The organism is Pseudoalteromonas sp. CH_XMU1449-3, assembly GCF_037027245.1.
GTDB classification, from domain to species: domain Bacteria; phylum Pseudomonadota; class Gammaproteobacteria; order Enterobacterales; family Alteromonadaceae; genus Pseudoalteromonas; species Pseudoalteromonas shioyasakiensis.
Map to the genome: position 1 here is coordinate 22,059 of NZ_JAYMDY010000023.1, position 15,291 is coordinate 37,349.

At 42.9% G+C, this 15,291-nt stretch carries 12 protein-coding genes; 6 read left to right on the forward strand and 6 right to left on the reverse strand.

Annotated elements, in window-relative coordinates:
• Positions 1–68: 68 nt before the first annotated feature.
• Positions 69–2,045 carry a ligand-gated channel protein gene (locus WA256_RS19000; RefSeq protein ID WP_335992910.1) on the reverse strand — a complete coding sequence of 659 codons (1,977 nt, stop codon included), beginning with the start codon at positions 2,043–2,045 and terminating at the stop codon, positions 69–71.
• Between the two features lie 118 nt (positions 2,046–2,163).
• Here WA256_RS19000 and WA256_RS19005 point away from each other — a divergent pair, with 118 nt between their 5' ends.
• Entirely contained in the window at positions 2,164–3,072 is a 909-nt protein-coding gene (locus WA256_RS19005) for a LysR family transcriptional regulator (RefSeq protein WP_058584682.1), read from the forward strand.
• 58 nt (positions 3,073–3,130) lie between these two features.
• Here the strand turns inward: WA256_RS19005 and WA256_RS19010 are convergent, their stop codons facing one another.
• Together WA256_RS19010 and WA256_RS19015 are read right to left on the reverse strand one after the other, a co-directional pair.
• The gene (locus WA256_RS19010; RefSeq protein ID WP_335992922.1) at positions 3,131–3,748 is read right to left on the reverse strand and encodes a LysE family translocator; all 618 of its coding nucleotides are present in this window, start codon (positions 3,746–3,748) and stop codon (positions 3,131–3,133) included.
• Positions 3,749–3,839: 91 nt separating this feature from the next.
• Positions 3,840–4,601 carry an SDR family NAD(P)-dependent oxidoreductase gene (locus WA256_RS19015; RefSeq protein ID WP_335992911.1) on the reverse strand — a complete coding sequence of 254 codons (762 nt, stop codon included), beginning with the start codon at positions 4,599–4,601 and terminating at the stop codon, positions 3,840–3,842.
• A 106-nt stretch (positions 4,602–4,707) separates the two neighbouring features.
• On the opposite strand from WA256_RS19015, the gene WA256_RS19020 reads away from it, so the two are divergent.
• Entirely contained in the window at positions 4,708–5,613 is a 906-nt protein-coding gene (locus WA256_RS19020) for a LysR family transcriptional regulator (protein ID WP_335992912.1), read from the forward strand.
• 68 nt (positions 5,614–5,681) lie between these two features.
• Here WA256_RS19020 and WA256_RS19025 read toward each other — a convergent pair whose 3' ends face one another.
• From WA256_RS19025 to WA256_RS19035, 3 genes are all read right to left on the reverse strand, one after another.
• Positions 5,682–5,996 (reverse strand): helix-turn-helix domain-containing protein, encoded by a 315-nt coding sequence (locus WA256_RS19025; protein WP_062565786.1) that lies wholly within the window; start codon positions 5,994–5,996, stop codon positions 5,682–5,684.
• Positions 5,983–6,315 carry a type II toxin-antitoxin system RelE/ParE family toxin gene (locus WA256_RS19030; protein ID WP_063527586.1) on the reverse strand — a complete coding sequence of 111 codons (333 nt, stop codon included), beginning with the start codon at positions 6,313–6,315 and terminating at the stop codon, positions 5,983–5,985. The genes WA256_RS19025 and WA256_RS19030 overlap by 14 nt, the downstream gene beginning before the upstream one ends.
• A 229-nt stretch (positions 6,316–6,544) precedes the next feature.
• Positions 6,545–8,998, reverse strand: a complete 2,454-nt coding sequence (locus tag WA256_RS19035; protein ID WP_335992913.1) for a S9 family peptidase — start codon at positions 8,996–8,998, stop codon at positions 6,545–6,547.
• A gap of 162 nt (positions 8,999–9,160) precedes the next feature.
• Here WA256_RS19035 and WA256_RS19040 point away from each other — a divergent pair, with 162 nt between their 5' ends.
• The 4 genes from WA256_RS19040 (at position 9,161) to WA256_RS19055 (ending at position 15,127) form a co-directional block, all read left to right on the forward strand.
• On the forward strand, positions 9,161–10,168 hold the full coding sequence (locus WA256_RS19040) for a LacI family DNA-binding transcriptional regulator (RefSeq protein ID WP_335992915.1): 1,008 nt from the start codon (positions 9,161–9,163) through the stop codon (positions 10,166–10,168).
• The gene (locus WA256_RS19045; protein WP_335992917.1) at positions 10,165–11,385 is read left to right on the forward strand and encodes a glycosyltransferase; all 1,221 of its coding nucleotides are present in this window, start codon (positions 10,165–10,167) and stop codon (positions 11,383–11,385) included. The genes WA256_RS19040 and WA256_RS19045 overlap by 4 nt, the downstream gene beginning before the upstream one ends.
• Before the next feature lie 149 nt (positions 11,386–11,534).
• Positions 11,535–12,761 carry a threonine/serine ThrE exporter family protein gene (locus WA256_RS19050; protein ID WP_082401625.1) on the forward strand — a complete coding sequence of 409 codons (1,227 nt, stop codon included), beginning with the start codon at positions 11,535–11,537 and terminating at the stop codon, positions 12,759–12,761.
• A gap of 122 nt (positions 12,762–12,883) precedes the next feature.
• Positions 12,884–15,127, forward strand: a complete 2,244-nt coding sequence (locus tag WA256_RS19055) for a CDC27 family protein (RefSeq protein WP_332393437.1) — start codon at positions 12,884–12,886, stop codon at positions 15,125–15,127.
• The last annotated feature ends 164 nt before the right edge of the window (positions 15,128–15,291 follow it).

Genomic DNA, 15,291 nt, shown 5'->3' on the forward strand with positions numbered 1-15,291 from the left:
TAAAATAAGGTTTAACCACCAATTAACTTAGTGGTTAAACCTGCAAATACGCATAACTTAATAATTATTTAAAAGTTAAAGCCTAGAGAAACCCAATAACGTCGACCATCTTCAACATATCCGTATTCATCTTCGGTGATTTCTTTATTAAACAGATTATAAACACCAAATCCTAACTTAATGCTGCGGCTTAAATCGTAGTTACCACCAATATCAGCCAAGGTGTAATCTGGCGCAATTAAGCTGTCTTGCGACGGGCCTGTTGTCGGCTGGCTTTCTTCGCCGCGGTAATGAACACGCAGCCAGGTACCTAGCTTATCAACCGGGCGCCAATTAACTGAAGTTTGTAAAATATGCTTAGGTAATTGGTTAAGTGGGCTGCCTTTGTATTCACCGGTTTTTTGCTCAGAGTCGGTGTAGGTGTAGTTGGCACTGACATCAAGCTCACTGGTTATGTCGTAAGATACTGATAACTCAAAGCCTTGCGTAACGGCTTCATCCACATTGACATAGGTTGTTGGCATCGAACCAAACTGGTTTGGTCCATCAGTACACTGAGTGAGTGGGCACGAAATACGGGTAATTTTATCTTCAAACTCGTTGTAAAATACCGTGCTTGAAAGCGATAAATCACGGCTGGCATCATAGTAGATACCCATTTCGTAGTTTACTGATTTTTCTGGGCTTAAATCTGGGTTACCGTAAATATTACCACCTCGGCTCACTTGCCCCCAAGCTGCGGTAGATTGACGAATATTCGGCGCTCTAAAGCCTGTTGAGATACCGCCTTTCACCGTCAACGACTTAGTTGCTGTATACACACCATATAAACGCGGGCTGAAGTGGCCTGAAAAATTACCATCATGGTCATAACGAAGACCTGTAGTGAGTTTAAACTGCTTGGTTGCAGCCCACTCATCTTCGGCAAATACTGACCACTGCTCGTTCTCAACATGCGTTAAGTCACTAATGCGGTTACTGGTGTAATCGTCCAGCTCTTCTTTTAAATATGACGCACCAAATGCAGCATTATGATTGGTAAAAGGTAAAGTCCAGCTTGTTTGCGCATCGGTATTTTCGACATACATTTCGCGAGAGGTATTATCGAATTTATCGTACTTTAAGTAACTGCGTGATGAGCCAAAATCATAAAAACCATTATGGCTTAGTGAGTAGCTTTCTTGGTCGTACTCTGTGGTTGATGACTCTGGGCAACCATTACGGCCACAACTTTCACCTTCAGCTAAAGGAGCAACTGTTTTGCCTGATGTTTCGTCGAGTTTTTGTTTTGCAGAGCCTACTTCAAGCATAATTTCATGGCTATCAGAGGGCGTTAAGATAAACTTTGCTTTGATATTGCTTTGCTCTTTACCACGAAAACCGGCTTCGAAATCGTCTTCGTCACGCTTTGAAAACTGACCAGATAACTGCATACCTAATAACTCAGGAATTAAACCACCCGCAGTAAAGAAACTGCCTTGGTTAATATTGCCCGATTCACTTGATTCTTGAATGGTGCTATCTAAACGCAGTTCGCCGTACCACTTTTCTGGTGTTTTGCGGGTAATAATATTGATAACCCCACCAATTGCATCTGAGCCATATAACGACGACATTGGCCCACGAATAACCTCAATACGCTCAATTGCCGAAATAGGCGGAGTCCACGCCCCTTCTACACCTGGGCCATCGCTGTTTGGGCGTGTTTCGCGTGAGGTTTGACGCTGGCCGTCAATTAAAATCAAAGTATATTGACTTGCCATCCCGCGAAGACTGATATCTTTTCTGTCGCCACCACCTGTGACAACTACACCGGGAACGTCGGTCATTGCATCGGTTAGATCTCGGTAAAAACGTTTTTCAAGCTGCTCACGGTCAATAACACTGATACTGGCTGGCGCCTCTTTAAGCATTTGCTCGTAACCGGAAGCCGATACAACTATTACTTCCATGTCTTGTTTTTTGTCATCAGCGTATGCAAAATGGGAAAGACCTGCTAAAACAGCAGCAGTGAGTGGTAAAACAGAAGAAACAACCCTCGTCATAATAATACTCCGTGACTTTTTATTTATAAATGATAATAATTAGCGTTTGCATACTAATGAGAAGTCCCGATTTTCACAATTTACGATTTCTTAAAACTGAATTAAGAAGGCCTGAACCATGAATTCCAAGCTGATAAAAACATTGCGTGTATTTTCTCGTACTGTTGAAACAGGCAACATGAGCAGTGCAGCTGCAGAGTTATCGATGACCACATCGGCTGTCAGTCAACACATTAAGCAATTAGAACAAGAAATCGGATTGAGCCTATTTAACCGCAGCCCGCGCGAACTGACTTTAACCGAAGCGGGCCACCTGTATTATCAAAGCTGTTTAAAAATACTGGCACTGGCGGATCAGGCCAGTACGCAATTGCAACAATTACAAAATAAGCCTAGTGGCGAGCTCAAATTAGTTGCGCCAGTGGGGTTTGGCGGTGGCCTATTAAGCGAGCCATTAGATCGCTTAATTAACGAGTTTGATGATTTACGTATTCAGTTAATTTTGACTGATGAGCCAATTGATATGATCAAATGCGGCGCTGACCTAGCGATTGCGATTGGCCCATTAACTGACTCAAACCTCGTTGCTCGTAAATTAGCAACTTGGCCGTTAAAGCTATGTGCTCATAAAGACCATGCAATTAGCAAACTCGATAAAGCCAATTGGGAAGACCTTGGCAACTTTGCCCGTATCGCCCACAGCAACGCCGACAGTAATGCGTTTAACCCGTCAACGCTGGCAAGCAAGCCGTTACCGAAAGCAAAGATCACCGTAAATAATATGCAAAGCTTAATTAAATTAGTGTGTGATGGTGTTGGCTATGGCGTATTACCAGAGCCAGAAGTCAGGCATTTACTAAAATCGAAAGAGCTGGTTGAAATCGCACCTGAGTGGGCAATGCCAAATTACACTGTTTATGCCGTAACACCAGCCAGAGACAGCTTAGCGGCAAAAACAAAAACTGCCATTGATACGTTAAAACTGTGCTTTAACCATGTGTCTAAGCAAGTTGAGTTAGTTGATTAAGACGCTACAAGGATAATACCCATTTGCCGTATGCGGATGGGTATTATCCAAATTAGTATTAGCCTAGCGCCAGCCAAACGCCCACACACATCATTAGCGCGCCAGCAATACGATTTAACCACTTCAAATTATCGCCTTTATCCAAAAACAGCCTTAAGCTTTTACCGCCTGTTGCGTAAATCAACATACAGATAAATTCGCTCAGCATAATAATGCTCACTAATACCGCAAGCTGAGGAGCAACCGCTAAATCAACATTAATAAACGGAGGGAGTAAAGAAATCATAAATGCCCACCCTTTTGGGTTTGCAATGGCAGTAATATACCCCTGCGAAAACAATTGCCCACGACCAATTTGTTGCTGTTTATCATCGTTAGGTTTAAAGCTGGTTTTAGCGCTCCACATATTAACCCCTAGGTAAATTAAGTACGCACCACCTAAGTATTTTAAAAAGGCAAATAACTCAGGGTAATTAAGCATAATACTGGCAACCCCAATCACCGCAGCAATGGCTACCGTAGCAACGCCTAACACCTCTCCGACCATCATCCACAGCGTACGTCTGACGCCCACACTCATCCCTAACGTCATGGCAAGCGTCATACACATACCAGGTGTAATAGAAACAAAGAAAAAGGTCGGAATAAAAACCGCGAGTACTGCTAAATCGAGCATAAATGCAATCACATGTTTATTGCTTAAAAAGAGAAAGCGATTAAATCACATTCACTTAAATAAGCAAACAAACACGCGATTGCTAACAGGGTTATAAAAACATACCGCCCGATGCTTCAATGCGCTGCCCGGTCACCCAACGGTTTTCATCACCGAGTAGCTGCACAATCATAGGACCAATATCATCAGCTTGGCCAACGCGCCCCATAGCTGTAAATGAACTGACTAATTGCGCAACCTGCTCATTATCACGGACAGCACCACCACCAAAATCAGTGGCAATTGCGCCTGGAGCGACCACATTCACGGCAATATTGCGTGCAGCAAGTTCTTTTGCCATGTATTTGGTCAATACCTCAACGGCACCTTTCATGGTGGCGTAGGCCGCTTTTCCTGGCAATGCAAAGCGTGTCAGCCCTGAAGATAAGTTAATAATACGCCCGCCATCATTGATCATCTCATGCAATGTTTGCGTTAAGAAAAACACCCCTTTTACATGTACATTCATCAAATTATCAAACATAGCTTCGCTGGTATCAGCAAATGCACTATCACTTCCATGGCCTGCGTTATTAATTAAATAATCAAATCGAGATGTTTGCCATTGTGTTGCCAAGGTACTTTCAAGTGCTTGTTTAAATTCAGCAAAACCTAAAATATCGCTCACATCAAGTTGAATGGCGGCGGCTTTTGCCCCCAGTGCGGCTACTTCCTCTACAACCTGCTGTGCTTCATCTTTATGGCTTCTGTAAGTAAATACGCAATCAATGTTCTTACGTGCCAAACTTAAAACTGTATTTTTACCTAAACCGCGATTACCACCTGTGATCACTGCAATTTTATTGCTCATCATGTTTACCTTTTGCTTTGAAGTAATTGTGAGCAACCAGTATATTTACACTGCAAAACCAGATAAATCATGTAAAATCGAATTAACTGTTCGTAAATAACAAACAATCATGAATGAACTCAATGCCATGAAAACCTTTGTTCAGGTTGCAGAGCTAAAAAGCTTTTCGGCTGCAGCACTTGCACTGAGCATGCCTAAATCATCCGTCTCACAGTTGGTCAAACAACTCGAAGATACGCTAGGTGCTCGACTTCTAAACCGCACAACAAGGCGAGTTACGCTGACCAATGAAGGCACAGTTTTTTATCAGCGCTGCAAAGATATGCTTGCTGATATAGACGAACTACAAACCCTATTTCATAAAAAAGACGAAGCGTTATCAGGGCGTCTTAGAGTAGATATGCCACAGCCAATTAGCAGACGTTTAGTGCTGCCGAATCTAGACAGCTTTTTATCTGCACACCCGCAATTAGAGATTGAACTGAGTAGTTCTGACAGACGAGTTAACCTCATTGAAGAAGGCTTTGATTGCGTAGTGCGAGTCGGTCAATTAGAAGACTCATCACTGATTGCGAAAAGAATAGGCCACTGCCCGATGATTAACTGTGTAAGCCCAGGTTATATTAAAAACTATGGCAACATCACAAAACTTAGCAATTTAGCCGAGCACTACATTGTTCGCTATAGCCAAACACTCGGCCAACTTGACCCTGGCTTTGAATACCAAGATACACAAGGCAATTGGCAAACCCTGACCATGAAATCACAGCTCACAGTTAACAATACGGATGCCTATAAAGCAGCGTGTTTAGCAGGGCTTGGCCTTATTCAAGTTCCTCGTCATGGGGTTCTCGACGAGCTCAGCCGTGGTGAACTTATCCAAGTTTTACCTGACTATAATTTGCCGCCCATGCCTATGAATATCGTCTACCCAAATCGACGTCATTTACCAAGGCGCACCCGAGTGTTTATTGATTGGTTAAGCGAGCAATTAAAACCGATAACAAAAAGCTAGTGAGCTTATTAAAATAATGTAAGGAATAGTAATATTTCCAAAAAACACTCTATTCCTACCGCTGAGAGTTATAGCTCAGCTATGTGCGAAAGAGTTTCAGGATGACGCTGAACCAACTTTAGAAGAGTTACTGCTTGCCCATTTGGTGCGCTTCGCCCCTGCTCCCAGTTTTCTAAGGTACGAGATGATGTGTGCAGCAAACGAGCGAAGACACCCCGTGACATATTAAATTGCTCACGAATACTTACAATTTCATCAGGTGAGATGTCTAACTCACTAATGTCGTTAATTTGATGCGTTTTAAGAGTTAGCTTGCCCTCTGAATGCTCTTTAGCCTCAACAAGTGCAGAACTTAACTCTGCAAATAAATCACGACTGCTCATTACGCCAAATCTCCATAAAAGCCTTTAAATGTTTCTTTTGATCTGCTGTTAAATCAGACATTTCACTCTTACCATAAATGGTCAATAAGTAGAAACGATGTTTTTCATCAAGGAAATAATAAATAACACGAAAGCCACCGCGCTTGCCCTTACCTTTGCCAGCAACTCGCACCTTACGTAAACCACCTGTACCTTGAATAACATCCCCCTGTTTAGGGTTAGACATTAATTCAGCTTGGAAAACCCTAAACTCTTCATCGCTGAGATACTCGTTACGGTACTTTTCAAATATAGTTGATTCAACAAATACACTTTTCATTGGCAAAGTATACGCAAACAACGTATAGATAGCAAACCTGTACGTGATTAACGTAGTTTTAGTATTTATAGCTAGATATCTTTGCTCGAATTTTCTTGTCGGTATCTGGAATTATAAACATGAACAACATTTCCTCTTATTTGCTAACCGTTTATCTACGAATAGGAATATGCAAGTAGGCAATACAAAAATCCCCGCTATAAGGCGGGGATTTTTAATATTTAACAAATTACTGAGTAACACCTTCAGCGGCAACTGGCTCTGCGGGTTTTTCGTCTCTTAATAAGTATTTATCTAACCACTGCTCTTGCTCCCAAAGTACATGCAGCAAGCTCTTACGAGCGCGATAGCCATGCGCCTCATAAGGTAACATCACTAAGCGAGCTTCTTTACCTAAGCCTTTTAATGCAGCGTACATACGCTCACTTTGCATTGGGAAAGTACCCGAGTTTGGATCTTCTTGACCGTGGATCATCAGCATAGGCTCATTGATTTTCTCAGCGTGGAAAAACGGTGACATAGCCGCGTACACATCTTGCGCTTGCCAAAAATCACGCTCTTCACCTTGGAAACCAAATGGCGTTAGGGTGCGGTTGTAAGCACCACTGCGGGCAATACCGGTTTTAAATAAATCGCTGTGCGCTAATAAATTCGCCACCATAAAGGCACCATAAGAGTGGCCTGCAATGGCAATGTTATCTTTATCTGCCACACCTTTTTCAACAAGTACATCTACCGCAGCCTTAGCACTTGCCACCAGCTGTTTACGGAATAAGTCGTTTGGCTCTTTACCATCAACACCCACAATTGGCATTTTCGGGTCGTCAAATACAGCAATACCTTTTGCAAGGTAAGGCATTGGCCCCCAATAACCGATATAAGTAAACTCATAAGGCGACTCACGCATTTGTGACGCAACGGCTTTATCTTTATATTCAAGCGGATAAGCCCACATTAGAACCGGTAACGGGCCTTGAGTTGAATCATAACCAGGCGGTAAATAAAGCGTACCACTAAGCTCAACGCCGTCATCACGCTTGTATCGAATTAGCTCTTTAGTCACCCCTTTAAATTCTGGGTAAGGGTGCTCAAAAGTCGTAAGTTGAGTCAGGGTTTTATCGTCTAAATCACGAATAAAAAAGTTAGGTTGCTCAGTTTTAGATTCGCGAATAGTAATTAAACGCTCGCCTTCATCATCAAGCATGGCACGCACACGCTCATAGTATGGCGCTTCTGATTGCCAAATGCGTGTTGTGGTATTGGTTTTTACATCATAACGGTCTAAAAACGGAATATTGCCCTTTTCAGATGCACCATTACCGCGTAAGAAAAGATAACGCCCGCCAACAACTTTTAATACATCAGCGCCTAAATCATTTTTTTCATAAATTGGGTAACCTGGGTTTTTGTAGGCATCGTTATAACTGCGTTCGGAAAATAGCACACGGTTTTTATCTGCATTACGTGGTTGAATAACAAATGTGCGAACTTGTCGGTCGCTAAAGCGCCATTCAGATAACAGAGCAACATTACCGTTACCCCAAGTTATTGAGTCAAAACGGCGTTCAACTTTAGCAAATAACTTAGCATCACGTTTAAATGGTGCTCTTAGGCTATAAAGGTAATCGTGATGAGGCACGTCGGTTTTCATATCACCGCCGTCTTGTGCTTCTGCCCAAATGACTTCAGCGCCTTGATCTGCTCGCCATTGAAATTCGCGGCGACCAGTACGCACACTGTCATAACCTTGTGGAATGTTATCTGCTAAAGGCTGCTTCGCAAGCTCTGCTAGCGTATAGCCACGCATTCCCCAAATTTGCCAAGTCGCAGCAAATCGGCTGTAAGGCACTTGATAAGAAAAAGGCTCATCAATCATGCCAACCAAAATATTGGTTGAATCAGGTGAGACCGAAAACGATTTAATTAAGCCCGGTTGACCAATTGGTTGGCCTTGACCACTAAGCGGAATATAAGTCAGCTGGCTTTGCGCAAAAAAATTAAATTGTGCTTCATCATATGGGCTAGTTAACAAGTTTTGATAAGTACGAGCTGGCGCTTTTTCACCACTACTTTGCTGAATAACTGGTACAATCTGCGAGCTGTCGTTGCTGATACGTGCTTTACCAATATTAACCGCTGCATTAGCTACAATGGCGCTGCTATCTGGCAACCAAGTATAAGGCGTGCGCGTTAGCACTGAATTAAGTGGTGTATCACTTAACTGGCGGGCTTGCTTAGTACTTACATTATAAACCCATAAGTTAGCACTCGATGCTTGCTCAACCACAAACGCCAAGTATTGACTATCGCTTGACCAACTTGGTGAGCGTAAAATGCCGTTTGGCAAACCAGATACAACAATTTCTGAACCGGTTTCAACATGCTTAAGCACTAAAGATGTGAATTTATTACGCACTCGTGAGCGCGAAAAATTAGCAGGATTAAGCTTAATACCCGCAAGTTTCAACTCTTCTTTGGCTAAGTCTTGTAACGTATCGATGCGTTTTCTATCAAATAACGCCAGCCACTGGCCATCATTGGATAAATAACTACTCGGTGCAAGCTTAGCATCAACCACAGCAGCCAGTGCGGGCGATGGAGTTTGATAACCTTGATTAGCAAAACTGGGTGTGCAAACAGCTGCGCCAATAACTAGCGCAAAAAGCAGTTTAAATGCTTTCATGTTCGTTCCTTTTTCGTTTTTATTTTCGATTCTGTAAACAAGTAGAACATGTTTGCAGCATTTCATAAAGAGTTTAGGCCCTTTTGGCAGCCAATCAGTGACTTAAACAGCTAAATTACGCTAAAATAAAAGCACTCTATTCGCCACTTTTTGCTAATAAAAATGAAAAAATCGACAGGCAAAGTCACAATTTGGGATGTAGCTGAACAAGCACAGGTTTCAAAATCAACGGTGTCTTTGGTCCTTACCAACAGTGATAAGGTCAGTAAAAAAAGCAAAGAAAAAGTACTGGCTGCCATTGATAAGCTTGGCTATGTGTATAACCGCGATGCTGCAGCACTACGCAGCAAGCGCTCAAACCTAGTCGCGTTGGTTATAAATGACTTAACCAACCCGTATTCAGCTCAGCTTGCTGTTGGTCTCGAAAAACACATCTTTGAGCTTGGCATGCTGCCAATGCTGGTGAATATTGCGGAGTGTGTCGAAAGGCAAACTCAAGTGGTGAAAACCCTAAAAGAATACAACGTATCGGCGTTTATTATGTGTCCGGCTCCGGGCACACAGCAGCAATGGCAAGATGATTTAATAAATAGTGGTTTTCCGGTTATTAATATCATGCGTGAAATTCCGTTTTCAGCTGCACCGTGTATTTTGCCTGATAACAAAAAAGGCACACATATTTCGACCAGCCATATTTTATCGCAAGGCATAGAAGAAGTAGCCTTTTTAGGCGGCACCGCAGAAATATCTGATTACCATGAACGTTTAAGTGGTTTTTTAGCTGCGCTTGAGCAATTTAATATCACTGACAAAAAACCTGTTATTCAAGCGCCGACAAACCGCCAAGGTGGCCGAGAAGCCTTTAATGCCCTTATAAAACAAGCGCCAAATACCAAAGCCATTGTCTGTTTTAATGATGTGATTGCTTACGGCGCGATTGAAGCTATGCGCCAACACGGCCTAGAGCCGGGTAAAGACATCAAGGTTATTGGCTTTGATGACCTAGAAGATTCGCGCTTAATGTTGCCTTCTCTTTCAACCATCGCCATTAATGCCGATGAAATCGGTAAACGCACCTGTCAGGTGCTAAAAGAACTATTAGATAAATCAACACCGCCAGTTCGCACCTTGGTGGATGTTAACTTAAAAATACGAGATTCAAGTCAATGAAAAAAGTGTTAGTGATCGGCTATGTATGGCCTGAGCCTAATTCGTCGGCAGCCGGCACCCACATGATGTCACTCCTGCGCGCCTTTCGCGCAGAAAACTGGCAAGTCGAATTTGCAAGCCCTGCGCAAAAAACCGAACACATGGTGGATCTCAGCGAAGATGGCATTACCACACAGGTAATTGCATTAAACTGCTCAAGCTTTGATGAGTACGTGCAAGCGTATAACCCAGATATTGTGATGTTTGATCGCTTTATGATGGAAGAGCAGTTCGGTTGGCGAGTCGACAAATACTGCCCTAATGCACTTAAAGTTCTCGATACCGAAGATTTACAGTGTCTAAGAAATGCCCGTCACGACGCTCATAAAGCAGGTCGATCATTCAGCCATAGTGATTTACACAGCGATATTGCCAAGCGAGAAATCGCCGCTATTTTACGCTCAGACATCAGCTTAATTATCTCGCATTACGAGATGCAGCTACTCAATGACGTTTTCAAAGTCGATAACGCCCTACTTCACCACCTACCATTTTTGGTTGATTTACAGCATATCCCCACCAGCACCAAATCATTTTCAGAGCGTAAACACTTTATGACCATTGGTAATTTTCGTCATGCGCCAAACTGGGATGCAGTGTTGTACTTACAACAGATTTGGCCGCTGATCCGCAAACAATTACCCGATGCCGAACTCCACATTTATGGCTCTTACCCGCCACCAAAGGCAACAGCGCTGAACAATCCAAAAACCGGCTTTTTAATCAAAGGCTGGGCTGATGATGCTTATCAAGTGATGGAAGATGCCCGAGTATGTTTATCGCCACTGCGTTTTGGGGCTGGTATTAAAGGTAAGTTACTCGAAGCGATGATCATGCAAACGCCGAGCGTAACAACTCCTATTGGCAGTGAAGGCATGCATCAAAATGAGCCTTGGTCAGGCGCAATCTGTGAAGATGCACAGCAATTTGCAGATGCAGCAGTGGCACTTTATCAAGACGAAGCGTTATTTACTCAAGCACAGCAAAATGGCCAGCAGTTATTGCAAAAATATTATGATAAATCAAAACTTCAGTCGCAGTTAATCGCTAAAATCACCGCCATTAGTGAGTCATTAGCGCAGCATAGACAGCAAAATTTTACCGGCCAAATGCTCAAACATCATACCATGCGTTCGACGCAATACATGGCGCAGTGGATTGAAGCAAAAAATAAGTAATTTTGCCGTAAATAACACTAGACATAGCGGCTTTTGTCGCTAAAATCGCGCTGGTCAATTTAAGCGATATAGTCTAGCGATTGGACTATATCTTATTGAATTTTGGTCTATCCTTAACTGAACAATTTAACCTTTGGTTCAAAACGCCTTTGAAAACCGCAACGTTTACTGAAAAACGAAAATTTATCGTGAAGCTTGGCAAAATGCTTCATAAATACGGTACACCTGCATACCGACTAGAAGCGCACTTAATGGAAGTTGCGACTTACCTCGGTTTAAAATCATCTTTTGTTATGTCGCCAACATCAGTGACATTTGTTATTTGGACAGATGGGCACGAAGAAGAGTACACCCATGTTGCGCGTGTTGATCCGGGCGATCATGACTTAGGCTCGCTTGCAGATACCGATGACTTAGTAAACAAAATGCTTAATGGCGAGCTGACACTACAAGAGGTCGATAAACAGCTCGATATTATTTACACCATGCCAAACCCATATAATAAATTTATGACTGGCGTTGCGTTTGCGACTTCGGGTGGTGCATTTGCCATGTTGATGGGTACTAGCTGGAATGATGTATTTTGGTCAGCGCTTATTACCTTAGTGGTGTATTTATTTGTACTTTGGTCAACACGCTCTAAACGTGTTGCCCATATGCTTGAACCATTAGTTGCCATCGTATCGGCGATTATAGCCTGTGCTATTAGTGTCTATATTGACGCCCAAATTAACATACGACTAGTGGTACTTTCTGCCATCATTGTGTTTATACCCGGCTTAGCATTAGCCCTAGGTTTGGCAGAGTTAGCGGCAAGGCATTTAGTATCTGGTACAGCTCGGGTGATGGACTCATTCATGCTGCTGTTTAAGCTGTATTTTGGCGCCTTTATTGGTATTGGTATTGGTTTTGCTATTTTTGGCCAAAGTGACTTTGTGCAACCTGAGCCTTTACCCAAATGGACAGCTTGGCTAGCTATATTCATGCTATGTAGCAGCCTAATCGTGATTTTTAGAACCAAGCTAAAGCATGCTGTTTGGTCTATTGCATCTGGCTTCATAGCGTATGGCACAAGCATTGGTTCAGCCATGTACCTAGACTACACATTAGGCACATTTGTAGGCGCATTAGCCGTGGGCGTTTTTAGCAACTTATTCAACCGCGTTGTCAATGCTCCAGCCTCTATTGTAGCTATGCAAGGACTGATCGTATTGGTACCTGGTAGTAAAACCTATATTGGCTTGAACTCACTTATTGAAGGCCAAGATTTCGTTTATGCAGACCATATTGGCCAGCAAACATTTTTGATTTTCATGTCATTAGTAGCGGGGCTTATCTTTGCTAACGTCGCGCTGCCACCGAAGAAAAGTTTATAACTTACTAAGCCCGAGTTTCTCGGGCTTTTTTACATCCTCGTTTTAATAAGCCGACTTTGCTTATCAGCAACAAACTGATATAACTCTAAGTGCATGTGGTAAAAATAAAAAGGATTTATTCAGTGATAAGATTGGCTTGGCTGTTATGCAGCTTTTTCGCATTCAATGCGTTTGCAGAACCCCAGTGTATTAACTGTCATCAAAGCCAAGTTGAAGATTGGCAAACATCCCATCATTTTCATGCTATGGAAAAAGCCACTCCCACTACAGTGCTTGGTAATTTCAATGAGCAAACCCTTGACTACCAAGGTCAGCGAGCACGCTTTTATCAACAAGACCAACAACTTTTTATAAGCATGCCAAACCTTGATGGCAAGCTGACTGACTACCCTGTTTTATACACATTTGGCTATGAGCCATTGCAGCAATACATGTTTGATATGGGCCAAGGCCACATTCAGCTGTTTCCATTTGCATGGGACTCACGCAGTAAAGCACAAGGCGGTCAGCGCTGGTTTGTACTGCACCCGGAACAAAAAAAACACGACCTATTTCATTGGTCGCAAAAAGGCCAAAACTGGAATCACATGTGTGCCGATTGCCACTCAACTGATTTCAAAAAGCAATTTGACCTTAAAACGAATAGCTTTGATTCGAGTTATTCAAGCATTAACGTGAGCTGTAAAGCGTGTCATGGCGATCCACAAGCTCATTTAAAATGGGCTGATGGCGATAGCAGTATTGCCGATAAGGGCTTTACTCATAATATTAAAAAGCAAACTCCGCTTTTTACCCAAAAAGCCGATGGCAGTATGCAAAGCGTGCAGCCACTGGTAAAAAGCGAGCAAGTGCAAGTGTGTGCAACCTGTCATGCTCGCCGCTCACAGCTTGATGACCGCAAAGACCCACATAGCTTTTTACAAAGCTTTCAAGGCTCATTACTCACTCCTGAGCTTTATCACGTTGATGGTCAAGTGTGGGACGAAGACTATGTTTGGGGTTCATTTTTACAAAGTAAAATGTTCAATGCAGGGGTGACCTGTAGTAACTGTCACAACCCTCATTCGGGTAAATTAAAGCTACCGGGCAATCAAACCTGTACGCAATGTCATAGCCAAGAAGTGTTCGATACGCCGAAACATCACGGTCACAAAGTGGCAAGTACTGGTAGCCAATGTGTTGATTGTCATATGCCTGCCACCACCTATATGCAAGTTGATGCAAGGCGCGACCACAGCTTTCGGGTACCACGCCCAGATTTAACATTAAAAACAAATGCTCCAAATGCCTGTAATAGCTGCCATGAAGACAAGACGCCGCAGTGGGCGGTTGCCAAAATAAAAGACTGGCATCCAAATTCAAAACACCTTGGCACTGCGCATTTTTCTGAGGCGTTTTATGCTGCCGATAACCGTTTACCTAATACCTCAACCATGCTGACCAAAATAGTGCAAGATAAAAGCTTTCCTGAGATTATTCGCGCTTCAGCATTAGGCCGCTTAGCAGCAAGCCCAGATAACAACGCTGTCGTTGCGATTGCTCGCTCAGTAAAAGACAGCGAACCATTAAAACGCCAAGCCGCCATTGAAGCGGCGATGCCATTTGATATCAATCAGCGCTGGCGTTTATTAAACCCGCTTTTAGATGATGAGCACTTACCCATCAGAGCCGAAGCTGCAAGAGCACTGGCGGCCATGTTAACTCAGCCGTTCCCTACGGGGCTCAACGAGCAAGACAGCAAACGCTTAAATGCAGCCCTTGATGAGTACAAAGGCATTCAACAATACCAAGCAGAGCGTGGCTATTCCCATACCAATTTAGGTAATCTGGCGCTTACACTACAAAACCCAGCGCAAGCCAAAACACATTACCTACAAGCAATCAGTGTTGAGCCTATTTTTGCTCCTGCTTATGTCAATTTAGCTGATTTATACCGAAACCAAGGCGATGAAAAAGCAGCGCAAGCCATCTTGAAACAAGGATTAGACGTTAATGCAGAAAGCGGCGATATTCATTATGCTCTGGCAATGAGCCTTATTCGCACAAAACAAAAAGACACCGCCCTTACACATTTACAAAAAGCAGCACAGTTTGCACAAGAAAATGCAAACTATCAGTTTACCTACGCACTGCTATTACAAGATTTAGGCAATATGCCAGCTGCAATATCAGCCCTTGAGCGCGCTTTTAATCTAACACCGAATAACCCAGATATCAGCTACAGTTTGGCGCAGTGGTATGTGGCAGAAGAAAACTACAGCCAAGCGCTGTTTTATGCCAGAAACCTAGCCCGCTTGGTACCGGGTAACCAGCAAATTGAGCAGTTTGTGAAACAGCTCGAAATGATGAATAGTATTAATCATTAAGCATTAAAAAAGGGCCAAGTAGGTAATGCTGATCAGTTAAGAAGTTGATCAGTTGACCGATCAGAATGATCATGCACAATCCGTAGTTAGGCAACTAACTACGGATTTTTTTTGTGAATATAGAACAAGCTCTTCATTCTGCTTTCGAAGAAAGCACTCGTTAC

Coding starts and splice junctions, on each gene's coding strand:
- WA256_RS19030 (WP_063527586.1), bottom strand. CDS start 6,315: ATGAAAAGTGTATTTGTTGAATCAACTATATTTGAAAAGTACCGTAAC.
- WA256_RS19025 (WP_062565786.1), bottom strand. CDS start 5,996: ATGAGCAGTCGTGATTTATTTGCAGAGTTAAGTTCTGCACTTGTTGAG.
- WA256_RS19005 (WP_058584682.1), top strand. CDS start 2,164: ATGAATTCCAAGCTGATAAAAACATTGCGTGTATTTTCTCGTACTGTT.
- WA256_RS19045 (WP_335992917.1), top strand. CDS start 10,165: ATGAAAAAAGTGTTAGTGATCGGCTATGTATGGCCTGAGCCTAATTCG.
- WA256_RS19000 (WP_335992910.1), bottom strand. CDS start 2,045: ATGACGAGGGTTGTTTCTTCTGTTTTACCACTCACTGCTGCTGTTTTA.
- WA256_RS19015 (WP_335992911.1), bottom strand. CDS start 4,601: ATGATGAGCAATAAAATTGCAGTGATCACAGGTGGTAATCGCGGTTTA.
- WA256_RS19040 (WP_335992915.1), top strand. CDS start 9,161: ATGAAAAAATCGACAGGCAAAGTCACAATTTGGGATGTAGCTGAACAA.
- WA256_RS19020 (WP_335992912.1), top strand. CDS start 4,708: ATGAATGAACTCAATGCCATGAAAACCTTTGTTCAGGTTGCAGAGCTA.
- WA256_RS19010 (WP_335992922.1), bottom strand. CDS start 3,748: ATGCTCGATTTAGCAGTACTCGCGGTTTTTATTCCGACCTTTTTCTTT.
- WA256_RS19035 (WP_335992913.1), bottom strand. CDS start 8,998: ATGAAAGCATTTAAACTGCTTTTTGCGCTAGTTATTGGCGCAGCTGTT.